Below are 16417 nucleotides of genomic sequence, written 5' to 3' on the forward strand. Positions count from 1 at the left end.
TAGCGTGAAGGCTGGACCGGCGAGAGGGGGCACGGAATGATCGCGTCCTTCCTCAGCGCCCTGAACCTCCTGCTCGTCGCCGCGGAGCTCGCGCTCGTCCCCGACGGCGGGTCGTCGCCCGCTCCACTGCTGGCCCTCGCGCTGGCGGCCGCGGTCGTGCTGACCGTCGCGATCGCCGTGGTGGTGTTCCGGATCCTGTCCGGCTCGCCGCCGGTAGAGGCGACGCGCCCCATCGACCCCTCCGCTCCGCTCGCGCAGAGCGATCCCGACGCCGCCGGCCACCCGCGCCCGCGAGCTCCCGGACGCGCGGCCGCGGCCGCGTAGCACGCCCCCGCGCCCTCGACGGCGCCGCGGTGGCCTCCCTTCGTGGCCGATCACGCCCTGATCGCTTCCACGAACGGATACTTCCTTGGATTTCTTCGCCCTGCCGCCGCTCGCGGCCCTGCTCGACCTGACCACGCAGGGCCTCCTGGCCCTCACGTCCTTCCTGTCCCCTGTCGCCGGGGCCGCGGCCGCCGCGCTGGCGGTGGTGCTGGTGACGCTCGTCGTCCGCGCCGCGCTCATCCCCGTCGGGGTGTCGCAGGCCCGCGCGGAACGCGACCGCGCACGGCTCGCCCCGCGCCTGCGCGTGCTCCGCGAACGATGGGGGAAGAACCCCGAACGCCTCCAGCGCGAGACCATGCAGCTGTATCGCGATGCGGGCGTCTCCCCGTTCGCGGGGTGCCTCCCCGTCCTCGCGCAGGCACCCGTGGTCGGCCTGCTGTACGCCGTGTTCCTGCACCCGACGGTCGCGGGACACGCCAACGCCCTGCTCACCCAGCAGCTCGCCGGCGTCCCGCTCGGCACGAGCCTCCTCGCCGCCGTCACCGGAGGGAGCGCGGATGCCACGACCGTGCTGCTCCTCGGGATCCTCGTCGCCGTGATCGCCGGCGCGGGCGAGCTCACGCGCCGCTTCCTGCGCCCGCCGTTCGATCCGGCGACCCCGCGCGCGGTCGTCGTGATGACGGCCGTGCTCCCGTTCACCACCGCCGTCGTCGCGCTGTTCGTCCCGCTCGCCGCGGGGCTCTACCTCGCCGTCACGACCCTCTGGACGTTCGGGCAGCGCCTGATCCTGCGGCGGATCTATCCGATCGACGACGGGCGGGTGGCATCCCACCGACCGGCCTGAGCCAGGTTGAGCGCCGCCATGGCGAGCACGATCAGCGCCGCCCCGGCGGGGAAGAGCATCGCCGTCTCGACCGACACGCGCTCCGCGACGGCACCGGTGACCGCGGACGACAGCGCCTGCGCGAGGGTCAGCGCCGAGGCGAGCACCGTCATCGTCGTGGCGGTGCGCCCGGCCGGGGCGCGGTGTCCCGCGAGGCTGAACAGCGTCACGAGCGACGGACCCACCCCGACGCCCATGAGGCACAGCACCGCTGTCACGGTGACGACGGACCCGCCGACCGAGTACGCCCCCGCCGAGGCGAACAGCAGGATTGCGAACGTCACGAGTCGCCACCGCAGCGAGAAGCGCGCGGGGAGCACCGCCACCGCGAGCGCGAGCACCGCCGAACCGACGCCCATCACGCCGTACAGCAGGGCGCCGGCCTCGGCGGCTCCGCGCGCTTCCATGAACGCGGTGAGCGAGGTGAGCGTCGAACCGAAGAACGCGCCGACGCCGATGACGGCGACGACGAGCATGAGAACCGGTGGCCGGAGCAGTTCGCGCACGGGCGCCATCGCCCCGCGTTGGGCCGCCACGGGAACGACGCGACCCGTCGGGTGCAGCGCGAACGCCGTGACGAAGATGAGGCTGAGGACCGCCGCGGCGACGATCGGCGCCCACGGCGCGAGGACCGCCGCGAGGAGACCCACGACGAACGGGCCGACGACGAACGCGGTCTCGTCGGCCGCGGACTCGTACGCCATGGCGCGCGAGAACGTGCGCTCCCGGCGGTCGGCGGCGACCCGGTCGCCGATCAACGCCATGACCCGGCTGCGCGACATCGCCGCCGTCTGCGGACCGGTGAGGCCGATCGCGACGGCGGCCGCGAGCACGAAGCCGTCGCCGATCGGCGAGCCCACGACGACCGGGAAGAGAGCGAGCAGGATGCCATTGGCCAGGCCCGTGGGAACGAGCACGCGCGACTGCCCGAACCGGTCGGCGAGGTCGCCCAGGATCGGACCCGCCACGACGACGCCGATGCCGACGGCGGCCGAGGTGAGCCCGCCGAGCGCGACGGAACCGCGCACCGCGACGACGAGCGCCAGCACGCCGACCGTCATCATCGCGAACGGGAGTCGCGCGACGAACGCGACGGGGAAGAACCAGAACCCCGTGTGGTGGATCAGCGAGCGGTGCGCGACGGTCGGGGCAGGGTGGTGCATGAGGATCTCCGGGGCAGGGGGCGGTGCCGCCTTGCCGGTCCGGTAGGTAGATGCACGAGGTGCGGCGGGCGAACCCGCCCCTTCATTCTACAGAGGCGCCGCGCGAGCGGCTCAGGAGACGAGCGCCGCGATCGCCGCGATCACCGACGCGAGCGCGAGCACCAGGGCGATCGCGATCAGCACCGTGTGCACGATGAGGAACGGGGTCGGCTTGCCCGCGGCATCCCGCGCCCGGGGGTCCTTCGCGATCCGCGGATAGAACCGGGGCCACACGACCGCGTTGAAGACGGCGTTGGCGAAGAGCAGGACGATCAGCAGCGGTTCCACCCTGCGAGCCTACGCGGGGGTTCAGGTCGCGCAGGCGATGCAGCGTCGCGCGGTCGGCCGCGCCTCCAGACGTGCATCCGCGATGGGACGGCCGCACACCTCGCACACCCCGAAGGTCCCGGATGCCACGCGCTCCCGCGCGGCCCGGATCTCGTCCCGCTCCCCGCGCGCCTCGCGCGCCAGGGCGTCGACGTGCGCCCACTCCCCCGACAGCGTCGATCCCTCGGGGTCGTGCTCGTCGTCGGCCGTGGCATCCGCCCGATCGTGCCGCAGGCTCTCGGCGTCGGCGGTCAGGTGCCGCAGACGCCGCTCGACGGCACGGTCGAGCTCGTCGAGGAGCGCGGTGGCTCGGGTGGCATCCATCCCTCGAACGTAGCGCGGGGCTCCGACACCGGGGCCGGGCTGGATCGGGGGCGGGCGAACCGCCACGATCGGTCCATGGCTGACCTCACCAAGCACTGGACCCCACTGTCGGTGGCGTTCCTCGTGCTGTCGATCCTCGGGCTCGTCGGAACCTGGACCTTCAACGTCCTGGCCGTGGTGCAGATGGCGGACTTCCTCGGCGACCTCATGACCAGCGGCCCGGCGGTGTCGTCGATCACCGTCGACCTGCTCGTCGTGGCGGTGGCCGGCAGCATCTTCCTGCTCGTGGAAGCTCGGCGCCTCGGCATGCGGCACGCGTGGCTGTACGTCGTGCTGTCCGGGCTGACCGCGTTCGCCTTCACGTTCCCGCTGTTCCTCGCGATGCGCGAACGTAAGCTGACGGCCCGCCGCTCGCTCGCACCCGCCGCTCGCGCGGACGCGTGAGTCGCCAGGATTTGTCGCTTCGGCTGCGCGTCGGGCGACAAATCCTGGCACCTCACGCGGGTGGGCGTCAGCCCTTCAGGGCGGCGCGCAGGCCCTCGACGAGCGGCGTCGTCGGGTGGCCGATCACGCGGGCGAGGGTGCCGTCGGTCTGCGACAGCGCGCCGCGGGCGATCGCGTCGTCGATGCCGGCGACGAACGCCGCGGTCCCGGCATCCAGGCCCGCCTGCTGGAGACCCGCGGCGAGCTGCTCGACCGAGACCGGCTGGTACACGACCTCGCGTCCGAGCACCTCGGCGGCTGCCGCGGCGAGCTCGTCGTACGTCCAGGTGACGTCGCCGCCGAGCTCGAGCGTCTGGCCCGCGAAATCGTCCGTGGTCAGGGCCACGGCGGCGGCTTCGGCGTAGTCGCGGCGGTTGGCGCTCGCGACCCGGCCGTCGCCGACGGCGGCGACGATGACGCCGGACTCCGCGGCGCGCGAGACGGAGTCGAGGTAGTTCTCGGTGTACCAGTTGTTGCGGAGGATCGTGGCATCCAGTCCCGACGCGGCGATCGCGCGCTCCGTGGCGAGGTGGTCCGCGCCCAGCGCGTACTCGATCTCGTCGACGCGCGGCGCGCTGGTGTAGACGAGGCGCTCGATGCCCGCGGCCCGCGCGGCCTCGACGACGTTGCGGTGGCCGGTGGCCCGGTCGGGGTCGGTGCCCGAGATGAGCAGGACGCGCGTCACGCCCTCGAGCCCGGCGGTCAGGGTCTCGGGCCGGGAGTAGTCGAACTCGACAACGTGGATGCCGCGGGCGGCGATGTCGTCGGCCTTGGCGGGGGTGCGGACGCCGGCGACGATGTCGGATGCCGGGACCCCGCGCTCGATCAGAGCGTCGAGGACGTGGCGTCCGAGGTGGCCGTTGGCGGCGGAGACGAGGAGGGTCATGATGTGTCCTTTCGGTCGGTACGCCGAGACCAACGCGCCCATCCGAGACACATTCCGGAATGTCGGTACCCACTTTCGAGTTAGGTACTGGCGTGATGGTGAGTCTTGCGGAAATCCGGGCCGAGCGGCCCGAAGCTTTTTCGGACGGGTGCCCGACGCGCACGGTCCTCGACCACGTGATGGGCAAGTGGGGCGTGCTGGTCCTGGTCGCGCTCTCCGACGGCACCCAGCGGTGGGGCGAACTCCGCCGCAACATCTCGGGGATCAGCGAGAAGATGCTCGCGAGCACCCTGAAGACCCTGGAGGCCGACGGGCTCGTGCGGCGCACCGCCTATCCCGAGGTTCCGCCGCGCGTCGAATACGCGCTGACCGCGCTCGGGCGCGACCTGATGATGCGCATGCTCCCGCTGATGGACTGGGTGGCCGACAACGCCGCCGCGATGCTGGATCGGCCGGACTGATCCCGACCGCACCGTACGCTCGATCCATGCGCCTCCCGCTGCGACTCCCGCGTGAAAGCCTGAGTTTCCGCGCTCCGCGGCGTGGGCCGTTCCTGCAGGTGGCGAAGTCGGCGATCGCGATGATCGCCGCGTGGGTCGTGGCCGACCTCCTCGTGCCGGGCCCGCCCCCGATCTTCGCCGCGATCGCCGCTGTCCTCGTCGTCCAGCCGAGCATCAACCAGTCGTTCACGCGCGCGGTCGAGCGCAGCGTCGGCGTGATCGTCGGCGTCGTGATCGCCTCGGTGCTCGGCATCCTCCTCGGCTCCCCGACGTGGGTCATCCTGCTCGCCGGCGCGGTGTCGCTCGTCGTGGCGTGGGTGCTTCGCATGTCGCCCGGCGCGACGAACCAGGTCGCCATCAGCGCGGTGCTCGTACTCGCCCTCGGAACGGCGACCCCGAACTACGCCGTCGACCGCGTCCTCGAGACGGTGATCGGGGCGATCATCGGCATCCTGGTGAACACCGCCCTCGTCCCTCCCGTGCTCGTGCCCGATGCCCGGTCCAAGGTCGACATCCTGGGCCGCGAACTCGCGGCTGCCCTCGAGCGTCTCGCCGACGCGCTCGAGACGCCGCAGACGCGCGAGGCCCTCGAGGGCCTCCTGCTCGAGGCCCGCCTCCTTCGGCCCGTTCGGGATGCCGCGGCCGACGCGATCCGCGACGGCGCCGACTCGCTGTCCCTCAACCCCCGCAGCTCCCGCCACCGCGCCGACCTCGCCGAGATGCAGGCGCGGCTCGATCGCTTCACCCCCGTCGTGACGCAGACCGTCGGGATGACGCGCGCCGTCTACGACGGGTACACGTCCTCGATCGTCGAGGACCCGTCGGTGCGCGCGATCGCCGAGCAGCTGCACCGCGCCGCCCACGACGTGCGCCTCGACTTCAGCCTCGAGCCCGACACCGCGCGCGCCCCGGTCGCCGAGGAACCGGCGCTCACGCGGCCGCTGCAGATCCGCACGCCGTCCCCCGAGCACTGGGTGCTCATCGGCTCGCTGCTGATGGACCTCCATCGCATCCACGAGACGCTGAGCGACGAGCCCGCGTGAACTCGGCGCCGACGACCCTCGCGCCCCGCAGCGCTGGTTGACTGGTCGGCATGGGTACCGCGATGTTCCCGTTGGGAGCCGTCCTCTTTCCGCACACGCCCCTCGCGTTGCGGATCTTCGAGGAGCGCTACCTCGTGATGCTCGGCATGCTGCTGGACGAGGTGGACCCGGAGTTCGGGGTCGTGCTGATCGAGCGGGGCGTCGAGACCGGCGGCGGAGACCAGCGCTTCACCCTCGGCACGATGGCGCGGCTCAGCCACGTCGTTCCGCAGGCCGGCCAGATGTCGATCGTCGCGCGCGGCGCCGAGCGATTCGAGATCGTCGAATGGCTCGACGACGCCCCGTACCCGCGGGCCGAGGTCCGGGCTCTTCCCGAGCTGGAGTGGAACGAGGCGTTGGAGCCCCTGCTCGACGAGGCCGAAGGCGTGGTCCGCCGGGTCCTCGGACGTGCGCGGGAGTACGGCGCCACCCGGTGGGATCCCGAGGTGGAGCTGTCGGACGAGCCGCTCGAACGTGCCTGGCAGGTGGCCGCGATCGCGCCGCTGGGCGAACTGGATCAGATGGAGCTGCTGCGCTCGGCCACGATGGGCGGGCTGCTGCGCGCGACGATCGACCTCACGCTCGCCGCCGAACCGCTGCTCGGCGACCCCATCCCCGACGGCGTCATCGTGGTCGTGGACGATCCCGATGACGACGCCGAGGACGACTGAGCCGTCCTGACCTCAGGACTCGGGGTCGGCGTCGAGTTCCGGATCGGCGACGAGCGCCTCGGGGATGAGCGTGTCGCCCGCGCCGAAGCGGATGAACCGGCCGATCGTCGCGGACTGCACGAGCGTCGCGGCGACCACCGCCGCGACGTCCGCGCGCCCGACCTCGCCCTTGCCCTGCGGCGCCGTGGTGATGCGCCCGGTCGGCGGGTCGAGCGTGAGCGTCCCCGGACCGAGGATCGTCCAGTCCAGGTCGCTCGCACGCAGATGGTCGTCGGCCGCGAGCTTGGCGTCGGCGTAGGCGAAGAACGGATCGTCTTTCGGAATGCCGTGATCCGGCGTCGACCCGATCCACGAGACCATCACGAATCGACGGATGCCGGCCTTCGCCGCCGCGTCCATCGCGCGCTGCGCGGCATCCCGGTCGACCGCGTACGTGCGCTCGGCCGAGCCGCCGCCCGCACCGGCCGACCACACCACGGCGTCGGCGCCGTCGAAGGCCTCGGCGAGCGCGTCGACGTCCGCCTTCTCGACGTCGAGCACGAGCGGGTGCCCGCCCGCGGCCTCCACGTCGGCGCGATGGTCCGGGTTGCGGACGATCGAGACCGCCTCGTCCCCGCGCTCAGCCAGGAGCCCCGTGAGGTGCAGCGCGACCTTGCCGTGCCCTCCGATGATCACGATGCGTTCCATGTCACTGACCTCCGACCTTCTCGACCGACATCTTCAGGATCACGCGGTTCCCGCGATCCGGCGGCGGCTGCTGCCCCGCGTTGCCGTAGCGCTGACCGAGACGGACGTAGAACGCCCCCTCGGGATCGGGGACCTCGTCCACCAATCGTCCGCGCACCTCGATGTAGCGGTACGGCTGCTCGGGGTCGAAGACCATGAAGCTCATCGACGGGTTCGCCTGCAGGTTGCGGTACTTCTGCCGGGTCGTCGTGTGCGTGAAGAGCACGTGCTCGCCGTCGAACTCGAACCACATCGGGTTGACCTGGACCGTTCCGTCCGGGCGGACGGTGCCCAGGGCGCCGTAGTTCGGGTTCTCGAGCAGGTCGCGAAGCGCATCGGGGATCATGCGTGTCCTCTCGTCGGGTGTCGCTTCGCGAGCCTACGCACCCCCTCCGACACCGAGGTCGGGGTTGACGGGTCAGTCGACGTCACCGTCGACGTACACCCAGCGCCCGCCGCGCCGGACGAACCGGCTCCGCTCCGCCAGCACGCCCCGCTCAGCGCCGCGCCGCCACGACGCGCGGAACGTCACGGTCGCGGCATCCCCGTCTTCGCTCGCCTCCTCGACGACGAGCCCCTCCCACGTCGTACCGTCGTCGAGGTCGACGTCGTCCGGGCGGGTCCGTGGATGCCATGTCCGCACGAGGTGATCCGCGTCGCCGAGCGCGAACGCGGTGTACCGCGACCGCATGAGCCGTTCCGCCGAGGGCGCGGCCTCACCGTCGAGCAGCGGCCCGCAGCACTCGCCGAACGCCGCGCGCCCGCACGGGCACGGCGCCGAGGCCGCCGGCCGATGGGAGCGAACGCCGAAGGACACTCCGACACTCTAGGCACTCCACACGGCGAGCAGCGTGCGCACCGTCGTCTCGTACTGCGCGCGGTCGAAGCGCAGCGTGAACACCGGCACCTCCTGCTCGGTGTCGAAGGGATGATTGGCATCCTGGTATCCGACGCTCCGCCACTCGACCGTCGTGTCCAACACTCGGACGTCGGTGCTCACACCGCCGCAGTCCAGACCTCCGCACCCCCGGCAGAACAGCAACCCGACACGACCGTCGTCGTACCGCACCCATCGATCCATATCGGAAGCATCCTCGCCGAGGAGCACACGAAGACTGGCGGCAGCGAGCCCATCGGCGCGGGAACCTTCGATCAAGAAGGTGATGTCCTCACACGTTCGACCGTTGGAGAAGGTCATCCGGTCGCGAAGAGGCTGGCCGTCGATCGTCCAGTCGATGAACTTCAGCGGCTCACGGGCAGTCGCCTCGAACCGCCAGCGGAAAAGCCCTCGGATCTTCACATCCCACTGGGGGTCCTCCGCCCAGCGCACGCCGAGCACCGCGAGAGGGGCGGCTTCGGCGCACATGAGGCCGAGCCTACTGGCAGCGGGAGAACGAGCCCCTCGGCCGATCAGCCCCCTCTCCTCACTACCCTGAGCCCATGGCATCCCGTCCGGAAAAGCTCCTCCTTCTCGACACCGCGTCGCTCTATTTCCGCGCCTTCTACGGCGTGCCCGACAAGGTCAAGGCAGACGACGGCACGTCCGTCAACGCCGTGCGGGGTCTGCTCGACATCATCGTGAAGCTCGTGACCACGTACGAGCCGACGCGGCTCGTCGCCTGCTGGGACGACGACTGGCGCCCGGGCTGGCGCGTCGACCTGCTCCCCACCTACAAGGCACACCGGGTCGTCCAGGCCGTGACGGGCGCGCCGGACGTCGAGGAAGTGCCGGAGGCGCTCACCGCGCAGATCCCGCTGATCCGCGAAACCCTCGAGACGCTCGGCCTCGCGATCGTCGGGGCGCCCGAGCACGAGGCCGATGACGTGATCGGAACCCTCGCCACGCGCGCGGAGGTGCCCGTCGACATCGTCACCGGGGATCGCGACCTCTTCCAGCTCGTCGACGACGACCGCGGCATCCGGGTGATCTATACGGCTCGAGGAATGAGCAATCTCGAGATCATCGACGACGCGGCCGTGCAGGCCCGCTACGGCATCCGTGCGGCGCAATACGCCGACTTCGCGGCGCTCCGCGGCGACCCGTCCGACGGCCTTCCGGGCGTGCCGGGGATCGGCGAGAAGTCCGCGGCCACGCTGCTGGCTGCGGGCGGCGACCTCGACGGCATCCGCTCCGCCGCCGCGGAGGGCACTGTTGGATCTCCGGCGCAGCGGGCCAAGATCCTGGCCGCCGCGGACTACCTCGACGTCGCGCCGACGGTCGTCCGAGTCGTGCGCGACCTCGACCTCGCGCCCGCCGACGACCGCATCGCCGTCGACGACGCCCGCGCCGAGGCCGCCACCGAACTCGCCGCGCGCTGGAACCTCGGCACGTCGATGACCCGGGCCCTGGCCGCGCTGCGCGCCTGACCTCAGCGCTCGCGCGCGAGCCACTCCCGGAGCCGCGGAAGCGGCCACGTCGTGATGATCCGCTCGGCGGGCACACCGGCCGCTTCCGCGCGTGCCGCCCCGTGGTCGAGCAGCGACAGCTGCCCGGGCGCGTGGGCATCGGAGTCGATCGAGAACAGGCATCCCTCCGCGAGGGCCAGCGCGAGGAGGTCGTCCGGCGGATCCTGACGCTCCGGCCGCGAATTGATCTCGACCGCGACACCCGACGCCGCGCACGCCGCGAACACCGCCCGCGCATCGAATTCGGACGGCGGACGCGTTCCCCGCGCGCCCTCGACGAGCCGCCCCGTGACGTGACCGAGAACGTCGACCCGCGGGTCCCCCGCCGCCGCCACGAGTCGCCGCGTCATCGCCGGCGCCTCCATGCGCAGCTTCGAATGGACGGATGCCACGACCACATCGAGTTCGCGCAGGAGCGCATCCTCCTGGTCGAGGTCGCCGTCGTCGAGGATGTCGACCTCGATGCCCGTCAACAGAGTAAACGCGTCGTCGGAGAATCCGTGGACGACCTCGATCTGCGAACGGAGCCGTTCCGGCGACAGGCCGTTCGCCACCGTCAGACGCGGCGAATGATCCGTGAGCGCGAGGTACTCGTGCCCGAGGCGCCGCGCGGCCTCCACCATGGGCTCGATCGGCGTCAGACCGTCGGACCAGTCGCTGTGGCTGTGGAGGTCGCCACGGAGCGCAGCCCGCAGCTCTCCCCCGCCTCCGAGACCCGCCTCCGCCCGGAGCGTCGCCAAGCGCTCGGGCACGCCGCCGTCGAGCGCCTGGCGGATCACCGCGTAGGTCGAATCCCCGATGCCCGGACGCCGTCGCAGCCCCGGGTCGCGTAGTTCTTCGTCGCTCAGCCCCTCGATGGCCGCGGCCGCCGTGCGGAACGCCTTCGACTTGTAGCGCGACGACCTCTCCCGCTCGAGCAGGTACGCGATCTCGGTGAGCGCGTCGAGCGGGTGCACGCTCAGCCCGCCAGGTCCTGCGTCGCCGCGACCCAGTCGTCGAGCTTCGCCAGCGCGCGGCCGTCGTCCACGGCAGCCGCCGCGTCGGACATCGCCTCCGCGAGACGCTCCAGGATCGGACGCTGCACCTCACCGGCATCCTGGAACAGCCGATACGAGACGATCCCGGCCGCCGCGTTCAGCAGCACGATGTCGCGCACGGGACCGGTCTCCCCGGCGAGCGTCCGGCGCACGACGGCGGCGTTGTGATCGGGCGTTCCGCCGAGCAGGTCGTCGATCTCGACGAGGGGGATGCCGAGATCCCGGGGGTCCAGATTGTGCTCGTGCACGTCTCCGCGGCTGATCTCCCACACGCGGCTGTGCCCGGTGGTGGTCAGCTCGTCGAGCCCGTCGTCCCCGCGGAACACGAGGGCGGTCGCACCGCGGGTGCGGAACACGCCCGTGATGAGCGGCACCCGGTCGAGGTGGGCGACGCCGACGGCGTTGGCTTCGGCCCGCGCCGGATTGCAGAGCGGACCGAGGAAGTTGAACACCGTCGGCACGCCCAGCTCGGCTCGCGTCGCCGCGGCGTGGCGGAACCCCGGGTGAAAAGCCGCGGGCGAACGCGAACGTGATCCCCGTGCGATCCAGCGTCTCCGCGACCGCCCGCGGGTCGAGCGTCAGCGCGATCCCCAGCGACGACAGCACGTCGGAGGATCCGGATGCCGAGCTCGCGGCGCGGTTGCCGTGCTTGACGACCGGGACTCCGGATGCCGCCGCCACCACCGCCGCCATCGTCGAGACGTTCACCGTCCCGTAGCGGTCCCCGCCGGTACCGACGATGTCGAGCACCTCGGCGCGAACGGGCAGCGGGACAGCGGCCTCGAGGATCGCGTCGCGGAAGCCGATGATCTCCTCGACGGTCTCGCCCTTGGCGCGGAGCGCGATGAGGAATCCCGCCAGCTGCGAGGGGGTCGCCTCGCCCGCCATGACGCGGCGCATGGCCCACGTCGACTCCGACACGCTGAGGTCTTGGCCCTGCAGCAGCGAGGTGAGCAGATCGGGCCAGGTGAAGCGTTCCGCCATGCCACGATCCTTCCACATCCGGCGTGTCGCGCCGTGTCGTCCACGGCCCCGCAGGAACCCGTTCCGCACCGGGGATTCCTTGTGGATTCTTAGGCTTCCCTAAGTCTCGATGATGGAATATCTCAGGCGCGCGGTGGGAATATCGCTGCGCCGGATCGCGCATAATGGGAGGGTGACGACACCAGCGACGTATTCCCAGGCCGTGCGCGCCGTGAAGCGACCCGATCCGGTTGCGGTCGGCACCATCGTGTGGCTGGGCAGCGAGGTCATGTTCTTCGCGGGCCTCTTCGCGATCTACTTCACTCTGCGCAGCACCTCCGCGCCCCTGTGGGCCGAAGAGACGCAGCTGCTCAACGTCCCGTTCGCGTTCGTGAACACCATCATCCTGGTGCTCTCGTCGGTCACGTGCCAGATGGGCGTCTTCGCCGCCGAGCGGTACCAGCCCTACACGGTCAAGTCGAGCAGCTTCTTCAAGCGCTGGGGCATGGTGCCGTGGTTCTACCTCACCTTCATCCTCGGCGCGATCTTCGTGTCGGGTCAGGTGTGGGAGTACGCGACCCTTGTGACCGAGGGCCTGCCCATCAGCGCCAACCCCTACGCATCGGCGTTCTACCTGACCACGGGCTTCCACGCCCTGCACGTGACGGGCGGCCTCATCGCCTTCCTCCTCGTCATCGGTCGCGCCTACGCCGTGAAGAACTTCGGACGCAAAGAGATGACGACCGCGATCGTCGTGTCCTACTACTGGCACTTCGTCGACGTCGTCTGGATCGCGCTGTTCGCCGTCATCTACTTCCTGAAGTAAGAGAGCTGTACCCCACATGGCACGAGAGAAGAAGCCGCGTCGCTCCAACGGACGCCGTAGCCCCCTGGCCGCCGCCGCGCTGATCGGCATCGGCCTGCTGCTCACGGGCGGCATCTACGCCGGTGCGTCGGCCGCCATGGCCGCCACCGACACCCCCACGAGCGCCTCCAACTCGGCCAGCACGGTCGAGGAGGGCAAGAAGCTCTTCCAGGCGAACTGCGCCACCTGCCACGGCCTCGACCTCCAGGGCAGCCAGCAGGGCCCGTCCCTGTTCGGTGTCGGCGAGCTCGCCGTGCACTTCCAGGTGTCGACCGGCCGCATGCCCCTGCAGGCGCAGGGCCCGCAGGCTCCGCAGAAGCCGGTGCAGTTCACCGACGAGCAGATCAACGCGATCGCCGCCTACGTCCAGTCCGCGGCTCCCGGCCCGACCTACCCGTCCGACGAGATCGTCGACGGTCAGGGCGACGTGTCGCACGGTGCCGAGCTGTTCCGCATCAACTGCGCCATGTGCCACAACGTGGCCGGTGCCGGCGGCGCGCTCACCGAGGGCAAGTGGGCCCCCGACCTGCACTCGGTCACCCCGGTCAACATGTACGCGGCGATGGTCACGGGCCCGCAGAACATGCCGGTCTTCAACGACCTCAACCTCACACCCGAAGACAAGCGCGACGTCATCTCGTACCTGATGTTCCTTCAGAAGTCCGAGTCCCCCGGCGGCTACGCTCTCGGATCGCTCGGTCCGGTTTCGGAGGGTCTGTTCATCTGGATCTTCGGCATCGGAGCGCTCATCGCGCTCACCGTGTGGATCACGGCGAAGTCCAACTGATCGTCGTCATCGACATTACGTAACGTACGAGGAGCACCATGGCACACGAGGAAGACGCACTCGAGCACGAGAGGGCTTCATGGAAGCCCGGCTCCGGGCTCGCCGTCGCGGTTCCCGACCCCGTGCAGAACCCCGGCCTCCCGGGGCACCGCCAGCGGATGACCGACCAGGACCCGCAGGCGATGAAGCGTGCGGTGCGCACGGTCTACACGCTGTTCTACTTCTCGGTCGCCGCGAGCATCTGGGCGAGCATCGCCTACATGATCTTCCCGATCGAGTCGGGCGCGCTGATCGACATCCGCTACAACAACCTCTTCATCGGTCTGGGCATCGCGTTCGCGCTGCTCGCGATCGGTATCGGCGCGATCCACTGGTCCAAGGCCGTCATGGCCGACAAGGAGCACATCGAGGACCGTCACGCCACGCGTGGCCGCGACACCACCCGTGAGGGTGCGGTCAACGTCTTCGTCGAGGCCGACAAGGACTCCGGCTTCGGGCGTCGCGAGATCATCCGCAACTCGATGTTCGCGGCACTGCTGGCTTCGGTCATCCCCGGCATCACGCTGTTCCGCGGTCTTGCTCCTCAGGACGCCGACCCGGTGAAGCTCCTCAGCCACACCATGTGGAAGGGCGGCATGCGCCTCGCCCACGACCCGTCGGGTCGTCCGATCCGCGCCGCCGACGTGACGCTCGGTTCCGCCTTCCACGTCATCCCCGAAGAACTCGCCGGCGTCGGTCACGACGAGGGCTACCTCGAGGAGAAGGCCAAGGCGATCGTGCTGCTCATGCGTCTGCAGCCCGACCAGCTCAACCCCGAGACCAACCGCATGGACTGGACGTACGACGGCATCGTCGCGTACTCCAAGGTGTGCACGCACGTCGGTTGCCCCGTGGCCCTGTACGAGCAGCAGACCCACCACCTCCTGTGCCCCTGCCACCAGTCGCAGTTCGACGTCGCCAACGGCGCGGCCGTCATCTTCGGCCCGGCCGCCCGTCCCCTGCCGCAGCTCCCCATCACGGTCGACGCCGAGGGCTACCTCGTCGCGCAGAGTGACTTCGAAGAGCCCGTCGGCCCCAGCTTCTGGGAGCGCTCATGAGCACCGCCACCCACCCCACGGAGAACGTGACCACCGAACCGGCGGTCTACTCGGGACCCCCGAAGGCCGACCTCAACGGCAAGCCCCTCGGTGGCCGGTTCGTCGGTGCCGCGGCGAACTACCTCGACGAGCGCACGAGCCTGTCGGGCATCGTCAAGGAGCTCGGCCGCAAGATCTTCCCCGACCACTGGTCGTTCATGCTCGGCGAGATCGCGCTCTGGAGCTTCGTCGTCGTGCTCCTGTCGGGCACGTTCCTGACGTTCTTCTTCCAGGCCTCGATGGTCGAGACGCACTACAACGGCGCGTACGAGCCGATGCGCGGTATCGCGATGTCGGCGGCCATGGAATCGGCCCTGCACATCTCGTTCGACCTCCGCGGTGGCCTGCTGGTCCGCCAGATCCACCACTGGGCCGCGCTGGTCTTCGTGGCCGGCATCGGCGTGCACATGCTCCGCGTGTTCTTCACGGGTGCGTTCCGCAAGCCGCGCGAGCTGAACTGGGTCGTCGGCTTCATCCTCTTCATCCTGGCGATGGCCGAGGGCTTCACCGGTTACTCGCTCCCCGACGACCTGCTCTCGGGTAACGGTCTCCGCATCATCGACGGCATGATCAAGGGCCTCCCCCTGATCGGCACCTGGACCTCCTTCCTCCTCTTCGGCGGCGAGTTCCCGGGCACCGCGATCGTCGGTCGCCTGTACACGCTGCACATCCTGCTGCTGCCGGCGATCCTCGTCGCGCTCCTGGCCGTGCACCTCATGCTGATGATCATCAACAAGCACACGCAGTTCGCCGGCCCGGCCCGGACGAACAGCAACGTCGTGGGCTACCCGATGCTCCCGGTCTACGCGTCCAAGATGGGTGGGTTCTTCTTCATCACGTTCGGTGTGATCGTCCTGATCGCCGCGCTCGTGACGATCAACCCCATCTGGAACTACGGTCCGTACGACCCGTCCCCGGTGTCGGCCGGTACCCAGCCCGACTGGTACATCGGCTTCGCCGACGGCATGCTGCGTCTGATCCCGCCGCACCTCGAGTTCGTGCTCTGGGGCCACACCTGGTCGTGGAACATCATCATCCCCGTGGGCGTGCTCGGCCTGTTCATTGTCATCGTCCTGATCTACCCCTTCATCGAGGCGTGGATCACCGGTGACAAGCGTGAGCACCACATCGCTCAGCGTCCCCGTAACGCCGCCACCCGTACCGCTATCGGTGCCGCGGGTGTGACGTTCTACGCGGTGATGTGGGCGGCGGCATCGTCGGACATCGTGGCCACGCACTTCAAGCTCACGATGGAGGGTGTCATCCACACGCTCCAGGTCCTCCTGATCGTGGGGCCGATCATCGCCTACTTCGTCACGAAGCGCATCTGCATCGCGCTCCAGAAGAAGGACCGCGAGATCGCCCTGCACGGGTACGAGTCCGGCCGCATCGTCCGCCTCCCCGGTGGCGAGTACATCGAGGTGCACCAGCCCGTCGACGAGTATGAGCGCTGGAAGCTGGTCGACAACGAGACGTACGAGCCGCTCGTCGTGCGACCGAACGCCAAGGGTCAGATCTCGGCGCTCCAGAACTTCCGCGCTTCCGTGTCGCGCTGGTTCTTCGAGGACCGTCTCACCCCGCTCACCCAGGCGGAGCTGGATGCCGCTGTGGCGCACCAGCACCACGAGCTCGACCACATCGACCACGAAGAGGCCGACGAGATCGCCGGCGCCGACGCTCGGGCCGACGCCGAGGGGCGTCCGCACAACGCCGTCGGTGAGCGCGTCGAGGTCGAGTTCCCGACCCCCAAGGGTCTGCGCGACGAGAGCCACTCCGAGGGCGACAAGAGCGAGTAACGTTCGCCTCGACAAGAGC

Annotated in this window: 20 protein-coding genes and 1 pseudogene; 11 read left to right on the forward strand and 10 right to left on the reverse strand. The window is 70.2% G+C overall.

All coding sequences use genetic code 11. The annotated features are described in order from the left end of the window. The first annotated feature begins 36 nt into the window (after positions 1 to 36). Both RKD05_RS16730 and RKD05_RS16735 read left to right on the forward strand, forming a co-directional pair. Positions 37 to 324, forward strand: coding sequence for a DUF6412 domain-containing protein (locus RKD05_RS16730; protein WP_424711521.1), 288 nt, complete (start codon positions 37 to 39; stop codon positions 322 to 324). Positions 325 to 409: 85 nt separating this feature from the next. Next, on the forward strand, positions 410 to 1168 hold the full coding sequence (locus RKD05_RS16735; protein WP_424711523.1) for a YidC/Oxa1 family membrane protein insertase: 759 nt from the start codon (positions 410 to 412) through the stop codon (positions 1166 to 1168). On the opposite strand, the gene RKD05_RS16740 is transcribed toward RKD05_RS16735, so the two are convergent. The 3 genes from RKD05_RS16740 to RKD05_RS16750 all read right to left on the reverse strand — a co-directional run bounded on the left by RKD05_RS16740 (position 1123) and on the right by RKD05_RS16750 (position 3060). Continuing rightward, entirely contained in the window at positions 1123 to 2370 is a 1248-nt protein-coding gene (locus tag RKD05_RS16740; RefSeq protein WP_424711525.1) for an MFS transporter, read from the reverse strand. The genes RKD05_RS16735 and RKD05_RS16740 overlap by 46 nt on opposite strands. A 111-nt stretch (positions 2371 to 2481) precedes the next feature. Next, complete coding sequence (locus RKD05_RS16745) at positions 2482 to 2697, reverse strand: SCO4848 family membrane protein (RefSeq protein WP_128216296.1); 216 nt, start codon at positions 2695 to 2697, stop codon at positions 2482 to 2484. A 21-nt stretch (positions 2698 to 2718) separates the two neighbouring features. Beyond that, positions 2719 to 3060 (reverse strand): TraR/DksA family transcriptional regulator, encoded by a 342-nt coding sequence (locus RKD05_RS16750; RefSeq protein ID WP_424711527.1) that lies wholly within the window; start codon positions 3058 to 3060, stop codon positions 2719 to 2721. A 75-nt stretch (positions 3061 to 3135) separates the two neighbouring features. On the opposite strand from RKD05_RS16750, the gene RKD05_RS16755 reads away from it, so the two are divergent. Beyond that, positions 3136 to 3504, forward strand: a complete 369-nt coding sequence (locus RKD05_RS16755) for a DUF2834 domain-containing protein (RefSeq protein WP_424711529.1) — start codon at positions 3136 to 3138, stop codon at positions 3502 to 3504. A gap of 67 nt (positions 3505 to 3571) precedes the next feature. Here the strand turns inward: RKD05_RS16755 and RKD05_RS16760 are convergent, their stop codons facing one another. Next, positions 3572 to 4429: an SDR family oxidoreductase gene (locus tag RKD05_RS16760; RefSeq protein WP_424711531.1), complete on the reverse strand. Its 858-nt coding sequence runs from the start codon at positions 4427 to 4429 to the stop codon at positions 3572 to 3574. Positions 4430 to 4521: 92 nt separating this feature from the next. On the opposite strand from RKD05_RS16760, the gene RKD05_RS16765 reads away from it, so the two are divergent. The 3 genes from RKD05_RS16765 to RKD05_RS16775 are packed head-to-tail and all read left to right on the forward strand — an operon-like array spanning position 4522 to position 6682. Continuing rightward, positions 4522 to 4890, forward strand: coding sequence for a winged helix-turn-helix transcriptional regulator (locus RKD05_RS16765; protein ID WP_424711532.1), 369 nt, complete (start codon positions 4522 to 4524; stop codon positions 4888 to 4890). Positions 4891 to 4916: 26 nt separating this feature from the next. Then, a complete protein-coding gene (locus RKD05_RS16770) occupies positions 4917 to 5972 on the forward strand; it encodes an FUSC family protein (protein WP_424711534.1) in 1056 nt (351 codons plus the stop codon). A 50-nt stretch (positions 5973 to 6022) separates the two neighbouring features. Then, on the forward strand, positions 6023 to 6682 hold the full coding sequence (locus RKD05_RS16775) for an LON peptidase substrate-binding domain-containing protein (RefSeq protein ID WP_424711536.1): 660 nt from the start codon (positions 6023 to 6025) through the stop codon (positions 6680 to 6682). A gap of 12 nt (positions 6683 to 6694) precedes the next feature. Here RKD05_RS16775 and RKD05_RS16780 read toward each other — a convergent pair whose 3' ends face one another. The 4 genes from RKD05_RS16780 to RKD05_RS16795 all read right to left on the reverse strand — a co-directional run bounded on the left by RKD05_RS16780 (position 6695) and on the right by RKD05_RS16795 (position 8747). Then, entirely contained in the window at positions 6695 to 7369 is a 675-nt protein-coding gene (locus RKD05_RS16780) for an SDR family oxidoreductase (protein WP_424711538.1), read from the reverse strand. A gap of 1 nt (position 7370) precedes the next feature. After that, on the reverse strand, positions 7371 to 7754 hold the full coding sequence (locus RKD05_RS16785) for a PPOX class F420-dependent oxidoreductase (protein WP_424711540.1): 384 nt from the start codon (positions 7752 to 7754) through the stop codon (positions 7371 to 7373). 72 nt (positions 7755 to 7826) lie between these two features. Then, positions 7827 to 8225 carry a YchJ family protein gene (locus RKD05_RS16790; RefSeq protein WP_424711541.1) on the reverse strand — a complete coding sequence of 133 codons (399 nt, stop codon included), beginning with the start codon at positions 8223 to 8225 and terminating at the stop codon, positions 7827 to 7829. Between the two features lie 9 nt (positions 8226 to 8234). Then, positions 8235 to 8747, reverse strand: coding sequence for a hypothetical protein (locus tag RKD05_RS16795; protein ID WP_424711542.1), 513 nt, complete (start codon positions 8745 to 8747; stop codon positions 8235 to 8237). A gap of 101 nt (positions 8748 to 8848) precedes the next feature. On the opposite strand from RKD05_RS16795, the gene RKD05_RS16800 reads away from it, so the two are divergent. Then, entirely contained in the window at positions 8849 to 9775 is a 927-nt protein-coding gene (locus RKD05_RS16800) for a 5'-3' exonuclease (RefSeq protein ID WP_424711544.1), read from the forward strand. Between the two features lie 2 nt (positions 9776 to 9777). On the opposite strand, the gene RKD05_RS16805 is transcribed toward RKD05_RS16800, so the two are convergent. Next, positions 9778 to 10770, reverse strand: a complete 993-nt coding sequence (locus RKD05_RS16805) for a PHP domain-containing protein (RefSeq protein WP_424711545.1) — start codon at positions 10768 to 10770, stop codon at positions 9778 to 9780. Positions 10771 to 10772: 2 nt separating this feature from the next. Continuing rightward, a pseudogene (trpD, locus tag RKD05_RS16810) lies at positions 10773 to 11835 on the reverse strand (anthranilate phosphoribosyltransferase). A 112-nt stretch (positions 11836 to 11947) separates the two neighbouring features. Between trpD and RKD05_RS16815 the strand changes: the two are divergent. Genes RKD05_RS16815 through RKD05_RS16830 form a run of 4 tightly spaced genes read left to right on the forward strand, consistent with a single transcriptional unit; the run spans position 11948 to position 16398 of the window. Beyond that, on the forward strand, positions 11948 to 12640 hold the full coding sequence (locus RKD05_RS16815; RefSeq protein ID WP_424711879.1) for a cytochrome c oxidase subunit 3: 693 nt from the start codon (positions 11948 to 11950) through the stop codon (positions 12638 to 12640). A gap of 16 nt (positions 12641 to 12656) precedes the next feature. Continuing rightward, positions 12657 to 13466 carry a c-type cytochrome gene (locus RKD05_RS16820; RefSeq protein WP_424711547.1) on the forward strand — a complete coding sequence of 270 codons (810 nt, stop codon included), beginning with the start codon at positions 12657 to 12659 and terminating at the stop codon, positions 13464 to 13466. 38 nt (positions 13467 to 13504) lie between these two features. Further along, entirely contained in the window at positions 13505 to 14563 is a 1059-nt protein-coding gene (locus tag RKD05_RS16825) for a Rieske 2Fe-2S domain-containing protein (protein ID WP_424711549.1), read from the forward strand. Beyond that, positions 14560 to 16398, forward strand: coding sequence for a cytochrome b (locus RKD05_RS16830; protein WP_424711551.1), 1839 nt, complete (start codon positions 14560 to 14562; stop codon positions 16396 to 16398). The genes RKD05_RS16825 and RKD05_RS16830 overlap by 4 nt, the downstream gene beginning before the upstream one ends. Positions 16399 to 16417 lie beyond the last annotated feature (19 nt).

The sequence above is a fragment of the Microbacterium sp. SLBN-111 genome (assembly GCF_049739645.1).
GTDB lineage: Bacteria > Actinomycetota > Actinomycetes > Actinomycetales > Microbacteriaceae > Microbacterium.

Bases quoted from the DNA above. Each gene is read 5' to 3' on its own strand.
- RKD05_RS16815 (WP_424711879.1), top strand. From the start codon at position 11,948: ATGGAATATCTCAGGCGCGCGGTGGGAATATCGCTGCGCCGGATCGCG.
- RKD05_RS16775 (WP_424711536.1), top strand. From the start codon at position 6,023: ATGGGTACCGCGATGTTCCCGTTGGGAGCCGTCCTCTTTCCGCACACG.
- RKD05_RS16780 (WP_424711538.1), bottom strand. From the start codon at position 7,369: ATGGAACGCATCGTGATCATCGGAGGGCACGGCAAGGTCGCGCTGCAC.
- RKD05_RS16750 (WP_424711527.1), bottom strand. From the start codon at position 3,060: ATGGATGCCACCCGAGCCACCGCGCTCCTCGACGAGCTCGACCGTGCC.
- RKD05_RS16740 (WP_424711525.1), bottom strand. From the start codon at position 2,370: ATGCACCACCCTGCCCCGACCGTCGCGCACCGCTCGCTGATCCACCAC.
- RKD05_RS16825 (WP_424711549.1), top strand. From the start codon at position 13,505: ATGGCACACGAGGAAGACGCACTCGAGCACGAGAGGGCTTCATGGAAG.
- RKD05_RS16820 (WP_424711547.1), top strand. From the start codon at position 12,657: ATGGCACGAGAGAAGAAGCCGCGTCGCTCCAACGGACGCCGTAGCCCC.
- RKD05_RS16800 (WP_424711544.1), top strand. From the start codon at position 8,849: ATGGCATCCCGTCCGGAAAAGCTCCTCCTTCTCGACACCGCGTCGCTC.
- RKD05_RS16785 (WP_424711540.1), bottom strand. From the start codon at position 7,754: ATGATCCCCGATGCGCTTCGCGACCTGCTCGAGAACCCGAACTACGGC.
- RKD05_RS16755 (WP_424711529.1), top strand. From the start codon at position 3,136: ATGGCTGACCTCACCAAGCACTGGACCCCACTGTCGGTGGCGTTCCTC.
- RKD05_RS16760 (WP_424711531.1), bottom strand. From the start codon at position 4,429: ATGACCCTCCTCGTCTCCGCCGCCAACGGCCACCTCGGACGCCACGTC.
- RKD05_RS16830 (WP_424711551.1), top strand. From the start codon at position 14,560: ATGAGCACCGCCACCCACCCCACGGAGAACGTGACCACCGAACCGGCG.
- RKD05_RS16730 (WP_424711521.1), top strand. From the start codon at position 37: ATGATCGCGTCCTTCCTCAGCGCCCTGAACCTCCTGCTCGTCGCCGCG.
- RKD05_RS16770 (WP_424711534.1), top strand. From the start codon at position 4,917: ATGCGCCTCCCGCTGCGACTCCCGCGTGAAAGCCTGAGTTTCCGCGCT.